Genomic DNA, 20,718 nt, shown 5'->3' with positions numbered 1-20,718 from the left:
TCTCACGTAGCCACAGAAACTACCGTCGAATACTGCCAACTGTCCGGGCGGGAGAAACAGGAGGTTTCGAGAGCATTCTATTTGCTGCCACGGCATCGTCCATTCTCTCTATCGAGCCTAACAATTGGCGCATGGGCAGATTATTAGCATTCCCGAACAGATACTTAAATCTTACTGAAATATTAGTTTGCCCTACGCCATCTGGGGGTGAGACCGACCCAGGCCCATCAGATTCAGACTTCGTAACTAAACTAAAATTCTCTCTTTCCATTTGTGCCGTGTGCCTATCCACTCTCAACTTTACCTTACTAAGCTTTCTATACTGATTCTTATTAAGGTCAACCCTGAACAGCGTATTTTCATCACCAGAAAAACCACCAAGAGTTTTTATGGGCCTACCGTCCAAATACACAACTTCTGCAGCGAGCAATTTCTTAAATACAGAACTCGACGATTGTCGAGACGTGAAAATATTTTTTAAAGGTTTAGTAAAAACAGACCCAAAAGAATGGCCATCAGGATCACTTCGCAGTATTGGCTCCCCCTCACAATAGGCATACGCATTTAACCCACCCTTTCCAAACGGACTCCAACTATCAGGCGTATTTAACCGCATTAACACCGGATTGAACTGCCGATAGCCATTTCCCAAATGATAATGCCCAGTCACCCGATCCGGACATTCGCCATTGAACCCCAGCAAACCGAGCACGCCATTTACCATTGGACGATAACCGTATGGCGTATAGACGAAGAGGCGAGTCGAAGTCGCGTCGAGTGCGTGTAATACCGAACGCTGAAGATCCGTCGCCAGCAAAGCGATTTCCACCTTGGCCCCCTCATACTTTCGCTCCGCCAACAACCGGTCTTCGCATTGCACGATACTGCGTTGCACCGCATCTTGAACCTCAGTAGCCAGGCGGGCTTTGCAATGGAAACGCTGGATAGCCTCTTGATCGAATGGAGCGCATGTGGTCTGACGATCCAGAGGATCGTACCCGTAGAGGCACAAGGTTTTACCGGTTGACGTAGGCATTGGCAGAGCTCCATGCAAGATCCGACAGCAGGAACCAAAGCTTCGAAGTTTTTGCAGCCTTTGCCTACTATCAGAACTGCTAGTGCATACCCCCTCACTCAACAACGGCATCGGTTGAGGGCGGCATGCGATCTTTTGATTTTCAAGCCGCCAGTTGGCCCCCAGCAATCGCTGCCGAAGCCGCCAGCATCGCGCGCAACAACACCGCACACCCGGCCGCCAGGTCATCCGGCGCGGCGTTTTCGATTTCGTTGTGGCTGATGCCGCCTTCGCATGGCACGAAAATCATCCCGGCGGGGCCGAGTTCAGCGAGAAAGATTGCGTCGTGCCCTGCTCCGCTGACGATGTCCATGTGCGACAAGCCAAGCCCTTGGGCCGCACCGCGTACCGCTTCGACGCACCCCTTGTCGAAGTACAGCGGCGGGAAGTCGGCGGTGGGTGTCAGTTCGAAAGTCAGGCCGTGCTCCTCGCAGGTGGTTTCGATCACTTCACGGACTTCGGCGATCATCGAGTCGAGTCTTGCCGGTTCCAGATGACGGAAATCCAGGGTCATGCGCACTTCGCCGGGGATGACGTTGCGTGAGCCGGGATAGGCTTGCAGGCAGCCGACGGTGCCACACGCGTGAGGCTGGTGGCCAAGGGCGGCACGGTTGACCGCACCGACGATGACGGCAGCGCCGACCAGTGCATCCTTGCGCAGGTGCATCGGGGTCGGGCCGGCATGGGCTTCGACGCCGCGCAATTTCAAGTCGAACCATTTCTGCCCGAGGGCGCCCATCACCACGCCGATGGTTTTGTGTTCGTCCTCAAGGATCGGGCCTTGCTCGATGTGGGCTTCAAAATAGGCGCCGACCGCGTGACCGCTGACTTTTCGTGGCCCGGCATAGCCGATGGCGTTCAGTGCTTCACCGACGGTGATGCCTTCGGCGTCGACCTTGGCCAGGGTTTCTTCGAGGGTGAATTTTTCTGCAAACACGCCAGAGCCCATCATGCACGGTGCGAAACGCGAGCCTTCTTCATTGGTCCAGACCACCACTTCCAGCGGCGCTTCGGTTTCCACGCCCAGGTCGTTAAGCGTGCGCAGCACCTCGACCCCGGCGAGTACCCCGAAGCAGCCGTCGAATTTGCCGCCGGTGGGTTGGGTGTCGATGTGGCTGCCGGTCATCACCGGCGGCAGGTTCGGGTTGCGACCAGGGCGACGGGCGAAGATGTTGCCGACGGCGTCGATGCTGACGGTGCAACCGGCCTCCTCGCACCACCCGACGAAAATGTCTCGGGCCTGGCGGTCGAGATCGGTCAGGGCCAGGCGACAGACGCCGCCCTTGACCGTGGCGCCAAGCCTGGCCAAGTCCATGAGCGACTGCCACAAGCGGTCGCGGTTGATGTGCTGATGGGTGGATTGCAGAACGTCTACGGCCGCGTTCATGGTGATCTCCTCAGGCTGTTGTTATAGGTTTTTTCAGGCAATTCTCGGGTGTGTTCGAGGCCGTCATCGCGGGCAAGCCCGCTCCGACAGGGATTGAGGTCGAACACAAATGTTGTGCACTCCCAATCAATTGTGGGAGCGGGCTTGCCCGCGATGAGGCTCGAACTCACACCGCAGATTTCGCAACAGACGGGCTGGGCCGCATCGAGCACAACCCGTAATAAATCAGCCCGCCCAGCGCCGAGCCCGTGAACCAGCCGTAACTGTAAAACCAGCTGAATGCATCGCTGCCCAACGACAACAACGTCAGTACCACCGGCACCCCGAACGCGATGAAACCGAACCAGTTCCACGCCGGATACACGTCATCGCGATACAAACCAGCCAGATCCAGTTGCTGTTTCTTGATCAGGAAATAGTCCACCACCATGATCCCGGCGATCGGCCCGAGCAGGCTCGAATAACCCAGCAGCCAATTTGAATAGACGGTTTCCAGGCTCATGTCCGAGACAATCAGCCCAAGCTTCTTCAGCAATTCATGCCCCATCAGCAACAGCCCCACCAGCCCGGTGAGCAACACCGCTTTGGTGCGGTTGATCACCTTCGGCGCGATGTTCTGGAAGTCGTTGGTCGGGGACACAATGTTGGCCGCGGTGTTGGTGGACAGCGTGGCGATAATGATCAACGCCATGGCCAGCGCGACCCAGACCGGGCTCTGGATATGCCCGATCAAGGTGACTGGATCGGACACGGTCACGCCCACCAGTTTCACCGACGCGGCGGTCATCACCACGCCCAGCGAGGCGAACAGGAACATGGTCAGCGGCAAACCGATAATCTGCCCGACAATCTGATCTTTCTGGCTCTTCGCATAGCGACTGAAGTCGGGAATGTTCAGCGACAACGTCGCCCAGAACCCGACCATCGCGGTCAGCCCGGCAGCGAAATAGCTGACCACGCTGGCACCTTCCGGACGTTTGGCCGGGATCGCCAGCAATTCGCTCATCGACACGTTCGGCATGGCCCACACCAACAAGCCAACACCTACCAGTATCAGCAACGGTGCCGAGAGCGTTTCCAACCATTTGATCGACTCGGCGCCGCGAATCACCACCCACAGGTTCAGCGCCCAGAAGATCATGAAACCGATGACTTCGCCGGTGCCACCGAGGGATTTCCAGCCCTCGAACACCGAGCCCAGAAACAAGTGAATCGCCAGCCCGCCGAACATCGTCTGGATGCCGAACCAGCCACACGCCACCAACGCACGAATCAGGCAAGGAATATTGGAACCAAGGATGCCGAAGGAAGAACGCAGCAACACCGGAAACGGAATGCCGTACTTGGTGCCGGGGAAAGCATTCAGTGTCAGCGGGATCAACACAATGATGTTGGCGAACAGAATCGCCAGCAGCGCTTCACCGACGCTCAGGCCGAAGTAGGCGGTCAGCACCCCGCCGAGGGTGTAGGTCGGCACGCAGATCGCCATACCGACCCACAGCGCGGTGATGTGCCATTTGTTCCAGGATCGTTCGTGCACCTTGGTCGGTGCCATGTCGTGGTTGTATCGGGGACTGTCGAGGACATCGCTGCCGGCTTCTAGCTCGAACAAGCCGTCGCGCTCGGTCACTTGTGATCTGATCTGTTGCATGGCCGCTCCACTGTTCTTTGAATTATTTTTTGCTCATCAGGGGCTGGTGGCATCAATAAACGTGCCGGGCACCCCGATTGCGCATCGGGCAGTTCCATAAAAACTTTGCAACTTACTGATGTTTATCAGTTTTATATCTATCTGCGATGAGTAATCGGTCACTTGTCTGTGCACTCAGGCTAAAGCCCAGGCAAGTTGTCCGAACCGTCAGGACTCAATCTGGTGCGTTGATCTTTTTTTCAAACTTGCGCATCAACCATAGACCATTCTCAAGCGGCTGATTTCACATAAGAAATCTCGTCTATTTTTAGAACCTGTCAAGTGCGTCAAAATGGTGAGAGGTCTCACCATTTTGGTGATTAATCGTTTTAGTTCTTATTTATCAACTACTTAAAAAAGATATATGCTTATAAAAAATATTCTTGCTCAATCCTTGAACTCATACTAGCTTCTATTCCTGACAGCACTGACAGGAATACTCCTGTTGGCGCACGCTTCATATAAAACATTTAGAACCGGCACAAGTCGGTCATGCCTGCGAGGAACTCGGAATGTCTCTGTTGATCCGTGGCGCCACCGTTATTACCCATGATGAAAGTTATCGCGCCGACGTCTATTGCGCCGACGGCGTGATCAAAGCCATCGGCGACAATCTTGATGTTCCGGCGGGTGCCGAGGTGCTCGACGGCAGTGGCCAATACCTGATGCCCGGCGGCATCGACCCGCACACCCACATGCAACTGCCCTTCATGGGCACCGTGGCCAGTGAAGACTTTTTCAGTGGCACGGCGGCGGGACTTGCCGGTGGCACCACGTCGATCATCGACTTCGTGATTCCCAATCCGCAGCAATCGCTGATGGAGGCTTTTCATCAGTGGCGCGGATGGGCTGAGAAGTCGGCCTCCGATTACGGTTTCCACGTTGCGATCACCTGGTGGAGCGAGCAGGTCCGCGAAGAGATGGCCGAGCTGGTCAGTCAACACGGGGTCAACAGCTTCAAGCATTTCATGGCCTACAAAAACGCGATCATGGCGGCCGACGACACGCTGGTGGCGAGTTTCGAGCGCTGCCTGGAGCTGGGCGCGGTGCCGACGGTGCATGCAGAAAACGGAGAACTGGTTTATCACCTGCAACGCAAGCTGATGGCGCAGGGCATCACCGGCCCTGAAGCGCATCCGCTGTCGCGTCCGTCGCAGGTCGAAGGTGAAGCGGCGAGCCGGGCCATCCGCATCGCCGAGACCCTGGGCACGCCGCTATACCTGGTTCACGTGTCGACCAAGGAAGCCCTCGACGAAATCACTTACGCCCGCAGCAAGGGTCAGCAAGTCTACGGTGAAGTATTGGCCGGGCATCTGCTGCTGGACGACAGCGTCTATCAACACCCGGACTGGCAGACCGCCGCCGGTTACGTGATGAGCCCGCCGTTCCGTCCTCGCGGCCATCAGGAAGCGCTTTGGCATGGTCTGCAATCCGGCAACCTGCACACCACCGCCACCGACCACTGCTGTTTCTGCGCCGAGCAAAAAGCCGCGGGGCGTGACGATTTCAGCAAGATCCCGAACGGCACCGCCGGTATCGAAGACCGCATGGCCGTGCTGTGGGATGAAGGGGTGAACACCGGGCGTTTTTCGATGCAGCAATTTGTGGCACTGACCTCCACCAACACCGCGAAGATCTTCAACCTCTACCCGCGCAAGGGTGCGATTCGCGTCGGAGCCGATGCGGACTTGGTGCTGTGGGATCCCGAGGGCACACGGACAATTTCGGCGAAGACCCATCACCAGCAAGTCGACTTCAACATCTTCGAAGGCAAGACCGTGCGCGGCGTGCCGAGCCATACGATCAGCCAGGGTCGGGTGGTCTGGGCCGACGGGGATTTACGCGCCGAGCGGGGTGCCGGGCGGTATGTCGAACGGCCGGCGTACCCGGCGGTGTTTGATTTGCTGAGCAAGCGGGCGGAGTTGAATCAGCCGGTTGCCGTGAAACGCTGAGATCGAGACCTTCGACCTCATCGCCAGCAAGCTGGCTCCCACAGGGTAAACGCATTCCAAATGTGGGAGCCAGCCTGCTGGCGATGAGGCCCGTTCAGACACCGTACAAACCAATGCCCACCAGAGGCATCACCTCAATAACCGTGAGGCCAACACCGTGATCAAGACCCTGACCCACCTCCCGCATCCCTATGAGAATGCGGCCGCCCTCGCCGGCCATTTCACCGATCTGGCGCCGCCGCTCAACGACCGCCAGGCGCATCTGGAAGCCTCGCGCTGTCTGTATTGCTACGACGCGCCGTGCGTGAATGCCTGTCCGAGTGAGATCGATATCCCCTCGTTCATCCGCAATATCCATCAGGACAACGTGCAAGGCGCCGCACAGAAAATCCTCTCGGCGAACATCCTCGGCGGCAGTTGCGCCCGGGTCTGTCCGACGGAAATCCTTTGCCAGCAAGCCTGCGTGCGCAACAACGCCCATGAATGCGCGCCGGTACTGATCGGCCTATTGCAACGCTACGCCGTGGACAACGCGCACTTCAGCGAACACCCCTTCCGTCGCGCCGCAGCCACCGGCAAGCGCATCGCCGTGGTCGGTGCCGGCCCGGCCGGTTTGTCCTGCGCTCATCGCAGCGCCATGCACGGGCATGACGTGGTGATTTTCGAAGCCAGGGAAAAGGCTGGCGGCCTCAACGAATACGGGATCGCCAAGTACAAACTGGTGGACGACTACGCACAGAAGGAGCTGGATTTCCTGTTGCAGATCGGCGGTATCGAAATCCGTCACGGGCAAAAACTCGGTGAAAACCTGACCCTCAGCGAACTGCATCAGCAATTCGACGCGGTGTTCCTCGGCCTCGGTCTCAACGCCAGCAAACAGCTTGGGCTGAATCACGAAGAGGCACCCGGCCTGCTCGCCGCCACCGAGTACATCCGCGAATTGCGCCAGGCGGATGACCTGAGCCAATTGCCCCTCGCGGATCATTGCATCGTGCTCGGCGCCGGCAACACCGCCATCGACATGGCCGTGCAAATGGCCCGCCTCGGGGCACATGATGTGAATCTGGTGTACCGCCGTGGCGTCGAGGACATGGGCGCCACTCACCACGAACAGGACATCGCCAAAGCCAATCAGGTGCGTTTGCTGACCTGGGCGCAACCCGAAGAAGTGCTGCTCGACGATCAAGGCCAAGTACGCGGCATGCGTTTCGCTCGCACACACTTGGTGGAAGGTCGCCTGCAAACCAGCGGCGAAACCTTCGAACTGGCGGCCGATGCGATTTTCAAAGCCATCGGCCAGGCTTTCGACTCGAGCGCGCTTGGCGATCCGCTGGCTCGCGAACTCAAGCGTTCTGGCGATCGAATTCAAGTCGACGAGCACCTGCGCACCAGCATTCCCGGCGTGTATGCCGGTGGCGACTGCACCAGCCTAGATCAGGACCTCACCGTGCAAGCCGTGCAGCACGGCAAGCTGGCTGCCGAGGCGATCAACGCTCAATTGATGCTCAACGTGGAGGCCGCGTAAATGGCTGATCTTTCGATTGTCTTCGCCGGCATCAAATCCCCCAACCCGTTCTGGCTGGCCTCCGCGCCGCCGACTGACAAAGCCTACAACGTGGTCCGCGCCTTCGAGGCCGGCTGGGGCGGCGTGGTCTGGAAAACCCTGGGTGAAGACCCGGCGGCGGTCAATGTGTCGTCGCGCTACTCGGCGCATTTCGGCGCCAACCGTGAAGTGCTGGGCTTCAACAATATCGAGCTGATCACCGACCGTTCCCTGGAGATCAATCTGCGGGAAATCACCCAGGTGAAAAAGGACTGGCCGGACCGTGCGCTGATCGTGTCGCTGATGGTGCCCTGCGTCGAAGAATCGTGGAAATACATCCTGCCGCTGGTGGAAGCCACCGGCGCCGACGGCATCGAACTGAACTTCGGCTGCCCCCACGGCATGCCGGAACGGGGCATGGGCGCGGCGGTCGGTCAGGTGCCAGAGTATGTCGAACAGGTCACGCGCTGGTGCAAGACGTATTGCTCGCTGCCGGTGATCGTCAAGCTGACGCCGAACATCACCGACATCCGCGTCGCTGCCCGTGCGGCCCATCGCGGCGGCGCCGATGCGGTGTCGCTGATCAACACGATCAACTCGATCACCAGCGTCAACCTGGAACGTATGGTCGCCAACCCCACCGTCGGCAGCCAAAGCACCCATGGCGGTTATTGCGGTTCGGCGGTGAAGCCGATTGCGTTGAACATGGTCGCCGAGATCGCACGCGATCCGCAGACTCAAGGCCTGCCGATATCGGGTATCGGCGGCATCGGCAACTGGCGCGATGCGGCGGAATTCATCGCACTGGGCAGCGGCTCGGTGCAGGTATGCACCGCGGCGATGCTGCATGGCTTTCGGATTGTCGAAGAATTGAAGGACGGCTTGTCACGCTGGATGGACAGTCAGGGTTACGCCAGCGTGTCCGAATTTTCCGGGCGGGCGGTGGGCAATACCACGGACTGGAAATACCTGGACATCAACTATCAGGTGATCGCGAAGATTGACCAGGAGGCGTGTATTGGCTGTGGGCGTTGCCATATCGCTTGCGAAGACACTTCCCATCAGGCGGTGGCCAGTCTCAAGCAGGCAGACGGCACGCATAAATACGAAGTGATCGATGACGAATGTGTGGGCTGCAATTTGTGCCAGATCACCTGCCCGGTGCAGGATTGCATCGAGATGGTGCCGATGGAGAACGGCAAGCCGTTTCTGGACTGGAATCATGATCCGAGGAATCCGTATCACGTTGCGGTCTGAAATCTTCGGCGCCTGATCTGACGCCATCGCGAGCAGGCTCGCTCCCACATTTGAAATGCATTCCAATGTGGGAGCGAGCCTGTTCGCGATGAGGCCGGCAGCACCACTCGAGATTTTAAGGCTCCAGACCGATCCCGCGCAAAATCACACTCGTCACCGTCTGCACCGCCCGCTCAAACTGCATGTCCGACAGCGGCTGGTGATCATTCAGGATATTCACCTGATGATCAAAGTCCGCGTAATGCTGAGTCGACGCCCAGATCATGTACAGCAGGCTGGAAGGCTCCACCGGCAGGATGCGTTTGTCGTCCACCCACTGGCGAATTTTCGCTTCTTTCATCTTGGCCCAGTCGTACAGGCTGACGTCGAGTTTCTCACCCAGCGTCGGCGCGCCGTGGATGATTTCGTTGGCCCAGACTTTCGAGCCGTAAGGCCGGCTGCGCGAATGGTTCATCTTGGCGCGGATGTAGCTGCTGAGCACCACGCGCGGGTCATCGAACATCTCGAAACACAACGCGTCCTGCTTCCAGACCTCCAACAAATCGAACAACACGGCGCTGTACAACTCGGTCTTGGTGCTGAAGTAGTAATGCAGATTGGAGCGCGGCAGTTGCACTTCGGCGGCAATGTCGGCCATGGCGGTGCCGCCGAAACCTTTTTCGGCGAAGACCTTTTCGGCCCCGAGCAGAATTTTTTCGACGTTACTGCGGCGAATCTCGATCTTGTGATTGCCCATGAGGGCTCCCTGACAACAGCGTTGCTCAAGACTAGCATCCGCTCTACATCGCGGCGACAGCCTAAACCGAAACTTCCTACACCCGCCCGCCGGCGCTCGCAGTTAAACTGCCCGCCTTCTTCGAACCTGCCTCTGAGGTACCCGCGATGCTTTTCAAGAAAACCCTGACCACCGCAGCCCTGCTCGGCTCGCTGCTCGCCGCCTCATCGGTCTTTGCCCACGCCCATCTGAAAGAGCAGGCCCCAGCGGCCGACAGCACCGTCAGCGCGCCCTCGGAGCTGCGCCTGGTGTTTTCCGAAGGCGTCGAAGCGACGTTCAGCAAAGTCACCCTCAGCAAGGATGGCGCCGACGTGCCGGTGAAAAGCCTGGCCACCCAAGGCAGCGATAAAAAGACCTTGATCGTGACCCCGGCCGCGCCATTGGCGGCGGGTGCTTACAAAGTGGAATGGCACGCGGTGTCGGTCGATACCCACAAAAGCGAAGGGGCCTACAGCTTCAAGGTTGGCCAGTAATTCATGACGAGCGCGATGGTGCTGTGCCGCTTCCTGCATTTCACCGTGGTGCTGATGCTGTTCGGGGTCTGGGTATTCAGGCCGCTGCTGTTGGGTCGTGAAGCATTGCTGGACACACCTCTGGCGCGAGTCAGCCGCTGGCTTGCGCTGGTCGCCTTGATCAGCGGCATCGCCTGGCTGCTGCTGATCACCGCCAGCATGGCCGGTGCGTGGGACGCCGCGCTCGATCCATCGACCTTGCGCCTGGTGCTGGGCAATACATTTTTCGGTCAGGTCTGGCGCTGGCATCTGCTGCTCAATGGTTTGCTGATGGTTGTGCTGCTCACGCCACTTCACTCGAACCAGCCCTTGCGCCTGGCCCTTGGCGGCCTGCTGTTGGTGACATTGGCGCCGGTCGGTCACGGCGCGATGCTCGATGGTCTCAGCGGTCAGTTGCTGATTCTCAATCAAATCATTCACCTGACCTGCGTCGGGGCCTGGCTCGGGGGTTGTTGTTGCTGGTGATGATCCTGCGGCAACCGGCTGGCCATGCTGTCCGCGAAATACTGCAACGCTTCAGCGGTGTCGGTTATGCGCTGGTGGCGGGATTGGTGATTACCGGGCTGATCAATGTGCGGGTACTGACCGGGCAGTTCTGGCCGACCCCGTTGCTCTCCGGTTTTGCGTTGATTCTGCTGATCAAGGTGGTGCTGGTCATCGCCATGCTGGGTCTCGCGCTGTTCAATCGGCTGCGGATCAAGGATTGCGAAGAACGCCTGGCGACGCTCAAAACCAGCGTGATTCTGGAATGGTTGCTGGGAATCGGCGCGGTGGCGGCGGTTTCACTCCTGGGCACCATGCCCCCGATGATCACGGGGTAAACACCCTCCTTGCCGCCGATGGCATGCCTGAGATCGCCATCGCCAGCAGGCCGGGCTCCTGCAGCGGCAGCGGTGAAATGACCTTTTTCGACAAACCGCATACCTGCGACATGATCAACCCGCTCGTCGAATTGCCTCAGGTCATCGTACAACTTCCGATTGACACAACTCGAAACACTCGCAAATAATCGCCCCCTTGTTGTACGACGACGTATAACAAACATAAAAACAACAAGAAACTTAGGGAACGTCACAGTGAGCAAACTCGCCCGAAATTCCTCCACCAGCACCTCTCGCCCTACCTTCGCACGCCGTCATACCCTGAGCCTCATTGGTTGCAGCAGCCTGGCCGTACTGGCGATGCCTGTGACCAGCCACGCCGAAGGCTTCGTCGATGACGCCAAGGCCACGCTGAACCTGCGTAACGCCTACTTCAACCGCAACTACACCAACCCGACCTACCCCCAGGGCAAGGCGGAAGAGTGGACGCAAAGCTTCATCCTCGACGCCAAGTCCGGGTTCACGCCAGGCCCGGTCGGTTTTGGTGTGGATGTGCTGGGCCTGTACTCGCAGAAGCTCGATGGCGGCAAAGGCACCGGCGGCACGCAACTGCTGCCGATTCACGATGACGGTCGCCCTGCCGACAACTTCGGTCGGATGGGAGTGGCGCTCAAAGGCAAGATCTCGAAAACCGAATTGAAGGTCGGCGAATGGATGCCGGTACTGCCCGTCCTGCGCTCGGATGACGGCCGCTCCCTGCCGCAAACCTTCCGCGGTGGCCAGGTGACCTCTACCGAAATCAGCGGCCTGACGCTCTACGGCGGCCAGTTCCGCCAGAACAGCCCGCGCAACGATGCGAGCATGGAAGACATGTCCATGAACGGCAAAGCCGCGTTCACCTCGGACCGTTTCAACTTCGGCGGTGCTGAATACCAGTTCAACGAGAAACGCACTCAGGTCGGCGTCTGGTACTCGGAACTCAGCGACATTTATCAGCAGCAGTACTTCAACCTCAGCCACAGCCAACCCATCGGCGACTGGACACTTGGCGCCAACCTCGGTTTCTTCAACGGCAAGGAAGATGGCAGTGCCCTGGCGGGCGACCTGGACAACAAAACCACGTTCGCGATGCTGTCCGCCAAATACGGCGGCAACACCTTTTACGTCGGCCTGCAAAAGCTGACCGGTGACAGCATCTGGATGCGCGTCAACGGCACCAGCGGCGGCACACTGGCCAACGACAGTTACAACTCAAGCTACGACAACGCCAAGGAAAAATCCTGGCAGTTGCGTCACGACTACAACTTCGTCGCCCTCGGCATTCCCGGCCTGACCCTGATGAACCGCTACATCAGCGGTGATAATGTACACACCGGTGCCATCACCGACGGCAAGGAGTGGGGCCGCGAAACGGAGCTGGCTTACACTGTGCAGAGCGGCGCGCTTAAGAACCTCAACGTAAAATGGCGCAACGCGACCATTCGCAAAGACTTCAGCAACAACGAGTTCGATGAAAACCGCATTTTCATCAGCTACCCGATTTCGTTGTTGTAAGACGTTTCCCGGCTGATCCAAAACCTGTAGGAGCCAGCAAGCTGGCGCCTACAGGAGATAGCGTTCGTGACGGTTACCCTCCGTCAATTTCCACAAAAGTTGCGTTGACAAGACCCGGAAACCCTAACGATACTTCGACACGGTCGTACGACAACTTACAACAAATTCAACAACAATAATTTCGCGCCCAGGAATTTCCATGACCAGCACTTCCCAAGTCCCTTTCAATCGCCTGCTGTTGACCGGTGCCGCCGGTGGCCTCGGTAAAGTGCTGCGCGAAAGCCTGCGTCCTTACGCCAAGGTGATTCGCCTGTCGGACATCGCCGACATCGCCCCCGCCATCGATGACCGCGAAGAAGTTGTGACCTGCGACCTCGCGGACAAGCAAGCCGTGCATCATCTGGTCGAAGGCGTGGACGCCATCCTGCACTTTGGCGGCGTCTCGACGGAACATTCGTTTGAAGACATCCTGGGCGCCAACATCTGCGGCGTATTCCACATCTACGAAGCGGCGCGCCGCCATGGCGTGAAACGGGTGATTTTCGCCAGTTCCAACCACGTCATCGGTTTCTACAAACAGGATGAAGTGATCGACGCCCGCTCCCCTCGCCGCCCGGACAGTTACTACGGTTTGTCCAAGTGCTACGGCGAAGACGTGGCCAGCTTCTATTTCGACCGCTACGGCATCGAGACCGTCAGCATCCGCATCGGCTCCTCGTTCCCGGAACCGCAAAACCGTCGGATGATGAGCACCTGGCTGAGCTTCGGCGACCTGACTCATTTGATCGAATGCGCCCTGTACGCCCCGAACGTCGGCCATACCGTGGTCTACGGCGCTTCCGATAACAAGAACGTCTGGTGGGACAACCGCTACGCCACTGCGCTGGGTTATGCACCAAGGGACACGTCTGAAGTGTTCCGCGAAAAAGTCGAAGCCCAACCGATGCCGGCTGCGGATGATCCGGCCATGGTTTATCAGGGGGGTGCCTTTGTCGCGTCCGGCCCGTTCGGTGACTGAAGCCTCCTGTTTCACTTGATCCCCACAACAAAAAGCCCAGGGAATGAGTTGCCATGCAAGCCGAATTGATTGTCGATGCCCGTAACGGGGTCGGTGAAAGCCCGGTCTGGGTTCCTGAGGAAAACGCCCTGTACTGGGTCGATATTCCCGCCGGGGGCCTGCAACGCTGGAGTGCCGAAACCGGCCATGTCGAGGCCTGGACGGCACCGGAAATGCTCGCCTGCATCGCGCGTCACCGCGATGGCGGCTGGGTCGCCGGGATGGAAAGCGGGTTCTTCCGCCTTCAAACGCACAACGACGGCAGCCTCGACAGCGAACTGCTGGCGCCTGTTGATCATTCCCGTACGGACATGCGCCTCAACGACGGTCGCTGCGACCGTCAAGGGCGTTTCTGGGCCGGCAGCATGGTACTGAACATGGGCGCCAACGCGGCCGAGGGCGCGTTGTATCGCTACAGCGCCGGAGAACGCGGGCCGCTCGGTGCGCAACTGGGTGGATTCATCGTGCCCAACGGCCTGGGTTTCAGCCCGGATGGCCACACGATGTACCTGTCGGACTCGCATCCTTCGGTCCAGCAAATCTGGGCCTTCGATTACGACATCGACAGCGGCACACCGACCAACCGTCGGGTGTTCGTCGACATGAATCACTTCTGCGGTCGCCCCGATGGCGCCGCCGTGGACGCCGAAGGCTGCTATTGGATCTGCGCCAACGACGCCGGGCTGATACACCGTTTCACCCCCGACGGACGCCTGGACCGCTCCCTCACCGTACCGGTAAAAAAACCGACCATGTGCGCTTTCGGCGGCAGTCGGCTGGACACTCTGTTCGTGACCTCGATCCGCCCCGGTGACGACCATGACGAACAGTCACTGGCGGGCGGCGTGTTCGCCCTTGATCCGGGCGTGAAAGGCCTGCCGGAACCTCGCTTCAACCCCTGATTGAAAACGCGTTACCTGTAGGAGCCGCCCGCAGCAAGCCGGCTCCTACACATTATCCCCGTACTCATTCCTATCGCGGGTCAACATGACGCCAACACTGCTCGAACTCGAAGACGAATTCACTCACCTCACCCTCGCCCCCGAACTCGGCGGCAGCATCGTCAACTGGACCGTCAACAGTTCGGGGCAGCCCCTGTTGCGCCGCAGTGATACGCACGCGCTGAACACCGGCCTGCCCGGCAAACTCGGCTGTTTTCCTCTGGTGCCATGGTCCAACCGCATTTCCGACGGTGGTTTCGATCGTCCGGACGGCTGGCTTGCGCTCGAGCCCAACAGCCTCACCGATCCGCTGCCGATTCACGGCAGCGCCTGGCAGCAGCCGTGGCAGTTGGTTTCGCAAACCCGTGATGAAGTGGTGCTGCAACTCGACAGCACCACGCCGTTCGCCTATCGCGCCCGGCAGCGGTTTCATTTGAGCGAGGGCAAACTGAGTATCGAATTGCACGTCACCCATCTGGCCGAGTACGCGGCGTGGCACGGTTTGGGGCTGCACCCGTATCTGCCGCGCACTGCCGACACGCAGTTGCAGGCAAAAGCCGGGAAAGTCTGGTTATGCGACGCTGCCAAACTGCCCACACGACTGAGCTCGTTGCCCGCCGATTGGGACTTCCAGCACCTCAAGGCCCTGCCCGACACGCTGGTCGACAATGGATTCTGCCAATGGGATGGGCATTGCCTGATCCAGCAACCCGACCTCGGTTATGAACTGGAATGCCAGGCCAGCGGCAGCGATTACTACCTGCTCTACTGCCCGGTGGACCTGGCGTTTTTCTGCATCGAACCGGTGAGCCATCCGGTCAATGCGCACCACTTGCCCGGTCGGCCGGGTCTGGTGTTGCTGGAGCAAGGTCAGTCCGCCGAGCTGGGTTTCAGCCTGCAATACCGCGCTTACCCCAATAACTGACTCAACACTGCGCGCAACTTGCCGGGTTTCACCGGTTTGTTCAGCAACGGCGCATCCAGTCGCTGCAAGGAGCGCCGGCACTGGTCGGTGCGGTCCGCGGTGATGATCACCGCCGGAATGGTCTGGCTGAAATGCTCGCGTAAATGCCGCACCACCTCACACCCCACCACCCCGTGATCGAGGTGATAGTCCGCCAGAATCAGTTCCGGCGCCTGGCCCTGCAACGCGGCCAGTGCCGAGGTCTCGTCGGTGGCGACGACCACTTCGCAGCCCCACTGCCCGAGCAATGCGCTCATGCTTTGCAGAATGCTCACTTCATTGTCCAGCACCAGCAAGCGCCGGCCCGGCAACGGATTGCCGGTGCCCGGCTGGGGCGCCGCGAGGCTGATGGGCAACGGAACCTCATGGGAAATCGGCACCTCAATGCTGAACATCGAGCCGCGTCCCGGCAGCGAATGCACCTGGATCCGGTAGTCGAGGATCTTGGCGATGCGCTCGACGATCGCCAGCCCCAGCCCCACACCTTTGCGGTCGGCGGCGCGGCCGACGTCCAGTTGATTGAACTCGAGGAAGATCGAGTCGAGGCGATCCGCCGGGATCCCGCGCCCGGTGTCCCAGACTTCCAGACGCAGCCAGTCGCCGCGCCGCCGGGCCCCGAGCAAAATGCTGCCCTGATCGGTGTAGCGGCAAGCATTGCTGAGGAAGTTGCGCATGATGCGGGTCATCAGGCGCAGGTCGGTGCGAATGGCGAAATCGCCCATGTGCACGCGCAAACGCAACCCGGCCGCATCGGCCACTGACCGGAACTCGGACACCAGCGGCCCGAGCAATTCATCGAGGCGATACAACGCGACATCCGGTTTGACCGCAGCCTGATCGAGCCGGGAGATGTCCAGCAAATCGGTGAGCAAATCTTCTGCCCCTTCCAGGGCCTGATGGGTGCGTTCGACCAGCACCTGTTCGACGTCCGGCAGCTTGCGTTCACGCAAGGTCGAAATCAGCAAACGTGCGGCGTTGAGCGGTTGCAGCAGGTCATGACTGGCGGCGGCGAGGTATTTGTCCTTGCTGCGATTGGCGGCCTCGGCAGCGTCCCGGGCATCGCGCAAGGCCTCGGTGATCTGTTTACGCTGGGTGATCTGTTGCTGCAGGTTGCGGTTGGCTTCGAGCAATTCGTCGGTGCGCGCAGTGACACGTTGTTCCAGCTCGTCGTTGAGCTGTTGCAGCCGTTGCTGGGCCTGTTTGCGTTCAGTGATGTCAGCGACAAACCCCTCCACCAGCGCCTCTTGATCGGGCTTGAGCAGTAGGTTCATCAGCACATCGAGGCTGCTGCCGTCCTTGCGCCGTAACTGGGTTTCATAGCCGTGGAGGCTGCCCTGATGCCGAAGGATTTCGCCGATGTTTTCCAGTTCCCTGGCACCGCCGACAAACAGGTTGCTCGCCAGATCCGCCAGGGAAAACAGCACGTCCTGAGGGTTTTCATAGCCCAGCATCCGCGCCAGCGCCGGGTTGGCGGCGCGCATGCCTTCGAGCAGGCTGGCCTGGAAGATCCCGTGCACCGCATTTTCGAACAGCCACTTGTAGCGATTGCGCTCGGCTTCGAGCTCGTCGAGGCGCGCGGCGAGTTCCGGGTAATGGCTCTTGCGCGCCGAGTGACTGCCTAATCCGAGTAACCCGGCCAGCGCACGTTGTTGTTCGTCAGAGGGCTTCGCCATAGACGACCTCGACATCACGCTGACTGGATTCGCGCGGGTTGGTCAGGATGCACGGATCGTGCATGGCATGTTGCGACAGGAACGGGATGTCCGCCGTGCTGACGCCGTGCAAACCGAGGGTTTCGTGGAAGCCGATGGCGTGTTTCAGCGCGATCAGATGTTCAACCAGACGCCCGCAGATCTGCCGGTGATTGAGGCCTCGGCAATCGATGCCGAACGTCTCGGCAATCACCTTGAACCGTTCCGGCGCGGAGCTGTAATTGAAGGCCACCACGTGCTCCACCAGCACCGCGTTACACAAGCCATGCGGCAAGTCGAGAAAACCGCCGAGGCTGTGGGACATGGCGTGCACCGCGCCGAGGATCGCGTTGGAGAACGCCAGCCCGGCCTGCATGCTGCCGAGCATGATCTTCTCGCGCAGGGCGATGTCGCTCGGGTTGGCGATCATCTGCACCAGGTTGCCGTTGATCAGGCGCATGGCTTCCAGCGCGTGGGGGTCGGTCAGGGGTCCGTGGCCAGTAGACACAAAGGCTTCGATGGCATGCACCAACGCGTCGATGCCGGTACAGGCCGACAGGAACGGGTCCATGCTCAGGGTGGTTTCCGGATCGATGAGCGACACGTCCGGCACCACCGCTTTGCTGACGATGGAGAACTTCATGCGTTCTTGCTGGTTGGAGATGATCACGAACTGCGAGACATCCGCCGAGGTGCCGGCGGTGGTCGGGATCAGGATCAGCGGCGGGCTGGGCACGCGGATGGTGTCCACCCCTTCGAACTCGAGGATGCTGCGCCCGTGAGCGACAACAATGCCGATGCCCTTGCCGCAATCCATCGGGCTGCCGCCACCGACGGCGACGATCACGTCGCAATGGTTTTCCCGGTACAACTCGGCACCGAGCATGACCTCCTCGACGCGCGGGTTGGGTGAAACGTCGCTGTACAGGAAGTAATCGATGCCCTGGGCTTGCAGGCTGGCCTCGACATCGGCGACCCAACCGGCGGCGATCACACCGGGATCGCTGACCACCAGGACCTTACGCGCACCAAAGGTCTTGGCATAGTTGCCGACGTTGTGCCGGCAACCGGCACCAAAGATGATTTCAGGGGAAACGAATTTACGTAGCTGACTGAGACTCTGGCTCATTGGAAAGCCTGTTTTTTATTGTTTTGGAAGGTAAAGCCACACTAACCCATCCGGCTGCGAATGCAATCAGACCTATGGGTACACCGCAGATCCCTGTGGGAGCGAGCCTGCTCGCGATGGGGTCGGCACATTTAGCATCTGTATTGCCTGACAAACCGCTATCGCTAGCAGGCTAGCTCCCACAGGGATTTGTGTCGCTGTATTCATCCGCGATAGATCAGCCGCGATGCCTTCTCGTTACGCAAGATCAAATGTTCCATCCCCAGCCCCGGCGCATCGGCTTCCTCGCGTGCCTTGAGGATCACACCGTGGTGCGGCGACTTGCTGCACACCGGGTCGGCATTGGCGGCATCGCCGGTCAGCATGAACGCCTGGCAGCGACATCCTCCCAGGTCCTTGTGCTTTTCATCGCAGGAGCGGCACGGTTCCTTCATCCAGTCGTCGCCGCGAAAGCGGTTGAAACCGAAGGAGTCGGTCCAGATGTGCTCGATGCTGTGTTCGCGCACATTCGGGAACGTCACCGGCAACTGCCGGGCGCTGTGACAGGGCAACGCCGTGCCGTCCGGGGTGATGTCGAGAAACAGATTGGCCCAGCCGTTCATGCAGGTCTTGGGGCGTTCTTCGTAGTAATCCGGGGTGACGAAGATCAGTTTGCACGGATGGCCCTGCGACTCAAGCCGTTCACGGTATTCGTTGGTGATGCGCTCGGCGCGCTGCAATTGCTCGCGGGTCGGCAACAGGCCCACGCGGTTGAGCTCGGCCCACCCATAGAACTGACACGTGGCCAGTTCGACGAAATCCGCTTCCAGCTCCAGGCATAAGTCGATGATGCGGTCGATGCGGTCGATGTTGTGCCGATGGGTGACGAAATTCAGCACCATCGGGTAACCCTGGGCTTTCACCGCACGGGCCATGGCGAGCTTCTGTGCGAATGCCTTGCGCGAGCCGGCGAGCATGTTGTTGACCGCTTCGTCGGCAGCCTGAAAGCTGATCTGGATATGGTCGAGCCCGGCGACTTTGAAATCATGGACTTTCTGCTCGGTCAAACCGATGCCCGAGGTGATCAGGTTGGTGTAGTAACCCATGTCCCGTGCGGCTTTGATCAACTCCGCCAAATCCTGGCGCACCAACGGCTCGCCACCGGAAAAGCCCAGTTGCGCAGCGCCCATTTCGCGCGCCTCACGGAACACGCGAATCCACTCTTCGGTACTCAACTCCGCGCCTTGCTGGGCGAAATCCAGTGGATTGGAGCAATACGGGCATTGCAACGGACAACGATAAGTCAGCTCCGCCAACAGCCACAGCGGCGGCCCCGGCGGCGAATCATTCGATCCAGAATTGAGCATGGGCCACCTCCAGAAACGCCAGCACGTCCTCATCGATCCCCGGCACACCGGGGAAACTCGCGGAGAGTAAATCAATGATCGCCGCCACGCTGCGCTGACCGTCCAGCAGATCGAGAATCTGCCCGGCACTGGCGTTGAGTTTAATCATGCCTTCGGGGTACAGCAGCACATGGCAGTCCTGACGCGGCTCCCACTGCAAGCGAAACCCCTGGCGCAAGGTCGGTGACTGCGCACGTTTGATCAGGCTCACAGTGCGATCCCCCGATGCCAGACGCGTTCGGTGGTCACCGTGTGATACGGCGGGCGTTGCAGCTCGTAGGCCATGCTCATGGCGTCGAGCATGCTCCACAGCACGTCGAGTTTGAACTGAAGGATTTCCAGCATCCGCTGCTGCCCTTCGACGGTGACGTAATGCGCCAAGGTGATGCGCAAACCGTGCTCGACATCACGCCGCGCCTGGCTCAGGCGCGTGCGGAAATAGTCATAGCCGGCGACGTCGATCCACGGGTAATGCGTGGGCCAGGCGTCGAGCCGCGACTGGTGGATCTGCGGTGCGAACAGCTCGGTCAGCGAACTGCTGGCCGCTTCCTGCCAGCAGGCACGACGGGCGAAATTGACGTAGGCGTCCACGGCAAAACGGACGCCGGGCAATACCAGTTCCTGGGACAGGATCTGTTCACGGTCCAGGCCCACCGCTTCACCGAGGCGCAGCCAGGCTTCAATGCCGCCTTCGCTGCCGGGCACACCGTCGTGGTCGAGAATCCGCTGCAGCCATTCGCGGCGCACGTCGCGGTCCGGGCAGTTGGCCAGGATGGCGGCATCCTTGAGCGGAATGTTGATCTGGTAGTAGAAGCGGTTGGCGACCCAGCCTTGAATCTGCGCGCGAGTGGCGCGACCGGCGTACATGGCTTGGTGGAACGGGTGATGGATGTGGTAGTACGCGCCTTTGGCGCGCAGGGCGGCTTCGAATTCGCTGGGAGTCATTGGGGTGTCAGTCATTGCGGTTCTCCGGGGACGACCGGTG

At 59.6% G+C, this 20,718-nt stretch carries 17 protein-coding genes and 1 pseudogene; 9 read left to right on the top strand and 9 right to left on the bottom strand.

Features of this window, described 5'->3' with window-relative positions; all coding sequences use genetic code 11:
* Positions 1-19: 19 nt before the first annotated feature.
* From Q7W83_RS13520 to Q7W83_RS13510, 3 genes are all read right to left on the bottom strand, one after another.
* A complete protein-coding gene (locus Q7W83_RS13520; protein WP_458377506.1) occupies positions 20-1,036 on the bottom strand; it encodes an RHS repeat-associated core domain-containing protein in 1,017 nt (338 codons plus the stop codon).
* 142 nt (positions 1,037-1,178) lie between these two features.
* Positions 1,179-2,462 (bottom strand): Zn-dependent hydrolase, encoded by a 1,284-nt coding sequence (locus Q7W83_RS13515; RefSeq protein ID WP_150630514.1) that lies wholly within the window; start codon positions 2,460-2,462, stop codon positions 1,179-1,181.
* 166 nt (positions 2,463-2,628) lie between these two features.
* Positions 2,629-4,113 carry an NCS1 family nucleobase:cation symporter-1 gene (locus Q7W83_RS13510; protein ID WP_150639222.1) on the bottom strand — a complete coding sequence of 495 codons (1,485 nt, stop codon included), beginning with the start codon at positions 4,111-4,113 and terminating at the stop codon, positions 2,629-2,631.
* A gap of 551 nt (positions 4,114-4,664) precedes the next feature.
* Here Q7W83_RS13510 and hydA point away from each other — a divergent pair.
* The 3 genes from hydA (at position 4,665) to preA (ending at position 8,904) form a co-directional block, all read left to right on the top strand.
* Positions 4,665-6,104: a dihydropyrimidinase gene (hydA, locus tag Q7W83_RS13505; RefSeq protein WP_150630512.1), complete on the top strand. Its 1,440-nt coding sequence runs from the start codon at positions 4,665-4,667 to the stop codon at positions 6,102-6,104.
* Positions 6,105-6,261: 157 nt separating this feature from the next.
* Entirely contained in the window at positions 6,262-7,629 is a 1,368-nt protein-coding gene (locus tag Q7W83_RS13500; protein WP_458377507.1) for an NAD(P)-dependent oxidoreductase, read from the top strand.
* A complete protein-coding gene (gene preA / locus Q7W83_RS13495) occupies positions 7,630-8,904 on the top strand; it encodes an NAD-dependent dihydropyrimidine dehydrogenase subunit PreA (protein WP_473656189.1) in 1,275 nt (424 codons plus the stop codon).
* A gap of 115 nt (positions 8,905-9,019) precedes the next feature.
* Here preA and Q7W83_RS13490 read toward each other — a convergent pair whose 3' ends face one another.
* Positions 9,020-9,640, bottom strand: a complete 621-nt coding sequence (locus Q7W83_RS13490; RefSeq protein WP_017339437.1) for a TetR/AcrR family transcriptional regulator — start codon at positions 9,638-9,640, stop codon at positions 9,020-9,022.
* A 146-nt stretch (positions 9,641-9,786) separates the two neighbouring features.
* Between Q7W83_RS13490 and copC the strand changes: the two genes are divergently transcribed.
* From copC to Q7W83_RS13460, 6 genes and pseudogenes are all read left to right on the top strand, one after another.
* Positions 9,787-10,152, top strand: a complete 366-nt coding sequence (copC, locus tag Q7W83_RS13485) for a copper homeostasis periplasmic binding protein CopC (RefSeq protein ID WP_150640001.1) — start codon at positions 9,787-9,789, stop codon at positions 10,150-10,152.
* A 3-nt stretch (positions 10,153-10,155) separates the two neighbouring features.
* Positions 10,156-11,012, top strand: a pseudogene (copD, locus tag Q7W83_RS13480) (copper homeostasis membrane protein CopD).
* 255 nt (positions 11,013-11,267) lie between these two features.
* Positions 11,268-12,566 carry an OprD family porin gene (locus Q7W83_RS13475; protein ID WP_150630507.1) on the top strand — a complete coding sequence of 433 codons (1,299 nt, stop codon included), beginning with the start codon at positions 11,268-11,270 and terminating at the stop codon, positions 12,564-12,566.
* Positions 12,567-12,765: 199 nt separating this feature from the next.
* Positions 12,766-13,584 carry an NAD-dependent epimerase/dehydratase family protein gene (locus Q7W83_RS13470; RefSeq protein ID WP_412071787.1) on the top strand — a complete coding sequence of 273 codons (819 nt, stop codon included), beginning with the start codon at positions 12,766-12,768 and terminating at the stop codon, positions 13,582-13,584.
* Between the two features lie 53 nt (positions 13,585-13,637).
* Positions 13,638-14,525 (top strand): SMP-30/gluconolactonase/LRE family protein, encoded by an 888-nt coding sequence (locus tag Q7W83_RS13465; protein WP_150639997.1) that lies wholly within the window; start codon positions 13,638-13,640, stop codon positions 14,523-14,525.
* Positions 14,526-14,610: 85 nt separating this feature from the next.
* Positions 14,611-15,489 carry an aldose 1-epimerase gene (locus tag Q7W83_RS13460; RefSeq protein ID WP_150639996.1) on the top strand — a complete coding sequence of 293 codons (879 nt, stop codon included), beginning with the start codon at positions 14,611-14,613 and terminating at the stop codon, positions 15,487-15,489.
* Here Q7W83_RS13460 and Q7W83_RS13455 read toward each other — a convergent pair.
* The 5 genes from Q7W83_RS13455 to pqqC form a co-directional block, all read right to left on the bottom strand.
* The gene (locus Q7W83_RS13455) at positions 15,474-17,201 is read right to left on the bottom strand and encodes a PAS domain-containing hybrid sensor histidine kinase/response regulator (protein ID WP_150630503.1); all 1,728 of its coding nucleotides are present in this window, start codon (positions 17,199-17,201) and stop codon (positions 15,474-15,476) included. The genes Q7W83_RS13460 and Q7W83_RS13455 overlap by 16 nt on opposite strands.
* Positions 17,185-18,348: an alcohol dehydrogenase-like regulatory protein ErcA gene (ercA, locus tag Q7W83_RS13450; protein ID WP_150630502.1), complete on the bottom strand. Its 1,164-nt coding sequence runs from the start codon at positions 18,346-18,348 to the stop codon at positions 17,185-17,187. Before ercA ends, Q7W83_RS13455 begins: the two co-directional genes overlap by 17 nt.
* Positions 18,349-18,551: 203 nt before the next feature.
* Positions 18,552-19,694, bottom strand: a complete 1,143-nt coding sequence (gene pqqE / locus Q7W83_RS13445; protein ID WP_150630501.1) for a pyrroloquinoline quinone biosynthesis protein PqqE — start codon at positions 19,692-19,694, stop codon at positions 18,552-18,554.
* Entirely contained in the window at positions 19,672-19,944 is a 273-nt protein-coding gene (gene pqqD / locus Q7W83_RS13440) for a pyrroloquinoline quinone biosynthesis peptide chaperone PqqD (RefSeq protein ID WP_150630500.1), read from the bottom strand. The genes pqqE and pqqD overlap by 23 nt, the downstream gene beginning before the upstream one ends.
* Positions 19,941-20,693, bottom strand: coding sequence for a pyrroloquinoline-quinone synthase PqqC (gene pqqC, locus Q7W83_RS13435; RefSeq protein WP_150630499.1), 753 nt, complete (start codon positions 20,691-20,693; stop codon positions 19,941-19,943). Before pqqC ends, pqqD begins: the two co-directional genes overlap by 4 nt.
* Positions 20,694-20,718 lie beyond the last annotated feature (25 nt).

This window comes from Pseudomonas sp. 300 (genome assembly GCF_055803035.1).
This window is presented reverse-complemented; position numbering and strand designations above follow the sequence as displayed.